The organism is Methanospirillum sp. (assembly GCF_035406105.1).
In the GTDB taxonomy this organism is placed as follows: domain Archaea; phylum Halobacteriota; class Methanomicrobia; order Methanomicrobiales; family Methanospirillaceae; genus Methanospirillum.
This window is the reverse complement of sequence record NZ_DAONKG010000278.1, coordinates 1-2,750: the sequence shown is the minus strand read 5'-3', so window position 1 is coordinate 2,750 and position 2,750 is coordinate 1. Positions and strand designations below refer to the sequence as shown.

The following is a 2,750-nucleotide window of genomic DNA, read 5'->3' as shown; positions in this document are numbered from 1 at the left end:
CTTGGGGGTTATGTTCTGGATCCCGTGGATGACGTTTCGGCCTTAAGACACTTCAGGTTAATCTACGAGTCTTCCATGAATAGTTCCCATCTGTTTTCACCGGATTCAGACCCCAGACTCCTCAGGGTGCCGTATATCAAAGTCTTTGAATATGTTCCGGGTGCTCGGATTCCGGGAGAAGGGACAATAGTGGTTGAGATGATAACAAACACAGGCAGGGAATTTATCTATCAGCAGAAGAGTCAAAACGGTGAATTTATCGTTCCCTATTCAACGGAAGAAAATACTTTTGGGGTTAGAACTAAGGGAAAATATCACATTGTGGAAACGGGCAGGGAATTTGCTGTAAGTGAACGTGATGTCAAGTGGGGGCGACAAATTACCCAATAAAAAGATAAAAGACAAAATATTTTTCGCATATCAATCGAGGGAGAATGATTCAGGTAGTTCATCAATAGCTATCCTGTGGTGGGAAAATACCCGTACATGTTGCAGTTCCTCCTGTAAATCTCTCCAGATACCCTGAGCACAGGCGGTATGCTCCGATTACCTTTTCCGGGGATACCCCCGGTACACCGCAGGTTACGAGATGGATGTTTTTCGTTTCCCGGGTTACTTTGGTCGCATCCGAGTCCCTGTAGGGATAAACCGCGATGACACTCCTGCCATCGTCAATGACGACCTGGTTCTGACGGAGCAGGATGGGTTTTGGCATCCCTATGCCCAGAAACTCTTCCCCTTCCCGGGCAAATCTCATGGTGAGATCCCCCTCCAGCCTGTCCGCGTCAAATGCCGCAATCGGGATGCCAGTTTCGGCTGATGCAAGGTTGTACATGTTCACGACCGGGTTGATCAGGGGGAGATCCTTTCCGGACAGGATCCTCCTGACGAGTGCTTCTGATGCAGGACGTGTCTTCGTAGGGTCTACCCCGACCCTCCAGAAGAAATCCCGGTATGCCCTGAAGAGCGGGTCGTCCTTTACCTGTTCCAGGGTATAGCGGGACCGTATCCTAATTACAATCTCTTCCCTGAGTGCATCGAACCGGGGGATTTCTCCTGTATTATCGATGGACCTGATCGTCCCTTCGACAACACAGAGACCGGGAAAGGCGGCCGGTATATCCTTGTGAAAGTCCATGCATACCTTCTCTGAATTGTGCTAAAAATACTGTTCTGTTCTGATGAGTGATGATGGGGTTAGAAAATATTGATTCACCTTCCGATTCTTCACGGATTAATCAAAAATTCAGGGAACAGTTTTTTATGTTAAATTGCCCGGTCCTTTCCTCTTCTTCCAATCATGAAATCACGATGAAAGGAGCGTTATTTTTATATTGGTTATCAGATAATATAACGCCCGGAATAAAAGAGAGAGGTGCAGGGAAATGCCAACTGATCCTGTCTGTTACATGGTAGTCGACGAGGATGAAGCGACCATCCGGAGTTCATACCGTGGGCAGGAATTCTTCTTCTGCTCGGAGTTCTGCAAAAAGAAGTTTGAGGAAGATCCTGCCCGGTATGCCAGACTTGCCCGGTCACTGGATATCGGGCCTGATATCAGCTGTTAGGAATATCTCCCCCTTTTCGGGCTCTCATGGTTTGTGGGCTTCCACTTCCAGCCGGACCATCCTGACATGAACAAGGCCTTTTGAATCCGGTGGATATCGTTCAAGATACGATTCTGCAAGGTCAGAGATGAAGCGATTCCTCCCGGAAACGGGAACCCTCCCTGTATAGGGAAGCCACGTTGTCCGAATCCATCCTGAGAGCCCTTCTTTTCCTGCCTGAACCATGTCTTTTGGGATCAGTTCCGCCCTGATCGGAATGAGGCCTGCGTCCCCGAGCAGCACCCTGTACTCACCGGCCGTGAAGAAACGATAGGGGTTCGAAAAATCCATGAAATAGTCTTTCCAGGGATCTGAATGGATCATAGCGTCAGCCAGGTTCAGGATATCGCTCGCGTTCCCATGACCCCCCATCTGGAAGAAGACCCTTCCCTTGCTTTTCAGGCATCGGAAGACTCCCCGGAGCATCCTCGCATGGTCCGGAACCCAGTGAAGGGCTGCATTTGAGAATACAAGATCAAACTGGTTTATAAATGGGATATCCAGTGCGTCCATTTCAAGAAACGTGATGTTTGGATTCAGGGAGCGGGGATACTTTTCCCTGGCAAGTCTGATCATGGATGCTGAGTTATCGATAGCCGTTACACTCCCCTGCGGAACGCGGGAGGCAAGGAGGGCCGTGACTTTCCCGTCGCCGCATCCGATATCGAGAATGGATTCTGTTCCATTCAGATCAAGTTTCCCGATCATCTCCTCTGCCCACCAGTACTGGGCCCGGGAATGCGCCGCGTAATCAGCGGGATTCCACTCATATCGTTCCATGATGCGGTTCTCCAAGGGATTCGTGAACGTTTACGGAAAAAATATGCAGAGCAGGAAAGAAGAATGTTTGGACGTACGGGTTCCACCCCCCCCTCAATGACTTCCAAAAAATCCGCAGTCATCGTCAGGTTTAATCCCCGTGGGTCACAAGACGCATGCATGAATTCAACCCCTGCAGCCATCGCCGCACTGGCATCTTTCTGCATGCTTGCTTTAGTCCTTGCCGGGTGTACCGGCACCGGAATACCAGGCCCCTCCCCTCATGGTCAGACTACTGCTCCATCCGTATCGGAGACCCCTACCCCGTCCACGACTTTCCCTGCCAGTCACGGTTTTGAAAAAGATGTTGTTGAAGCGAATAAC

At 49.9% G+C, this 2,750-nt stretch carries 4 protein-coding genes and 1 pseudogene; 3 read left to right on the top strand and 2 right to left on the bottom strand.

Features of this window, described 5'->3' with window-relative positions; all coding sequences use genetic code 11:
- Nucleotides 1–390: pseudogene (locus tag PLA23_RS12340) on the top strand (oligosaccharyl transferase, archaeosortase A system-associated); the annotation flags it as partial.
- 61 nt (nucleotides 391–451) lie between these two features.
- Here PLA23_RS12340 and PLA23_RS12335 read toward each other — a convergent pair.
- Nucleotides 452–1,138 (bottom strand): B3/B4 domain-containing protein, encoded by a 687-nt coding sequence (locus PLA23_RS12335; protein ID WP_324475374.1) that lies wholly within the window; start codon nucleotides 1,136–1,138, stop codon nucleotides 452–454.
- Between the two features lie 247 nt (nucleotides 1,139–1,385).
- Between PLA23_RS12335 and PLA23_RS12330 the strand changes: the two genes are divergently transcribed.
- Complete coding sequence (locus tag PLA23_RS12330; RefSeq protein ID WP_007313850.1) at nucleotides 1,386–1,568, top strand: YHS domain-containing protein; 183 nt, start codon at nucleotides 1,386–1,388, stop codon at nucleotides 1,566–1,568.
- A 24-nt stretch (nucleotides 1,569–1,592) separates the two neighbouring features.
- Here PLA23_RS12330 and PLA23_RS12325 read toward each other — a convergent pair whose 3' ends face one another.
- The gene (locus PLA23_RS12325; protein WP_324475373.1) at nucleotides 1,593–2,387 is read right to left on the bottom strand and encodes a class I SAM-dependent methyltransferase; all 795 of its coding nucleotides are present in this window, start codon (nucleotides 2,385–2,387) and stop codon (nucleotides 1,593–1,595) included.
- Nucleotides 2,388–2,450: 63 nt separating this feature from the next.
- On the opposite strand from PLA23_RS12325, the gene PLA23_RS12320 reads away from it, so the two are divergent.
- Nucleotides 2,451–2,750: hypothetical protein (locus tag PLA23_RS12320; RefSeq protein WP_324475372.1), on the top strand; the 300-nt coding region annotated here is incomplete at its 3' end.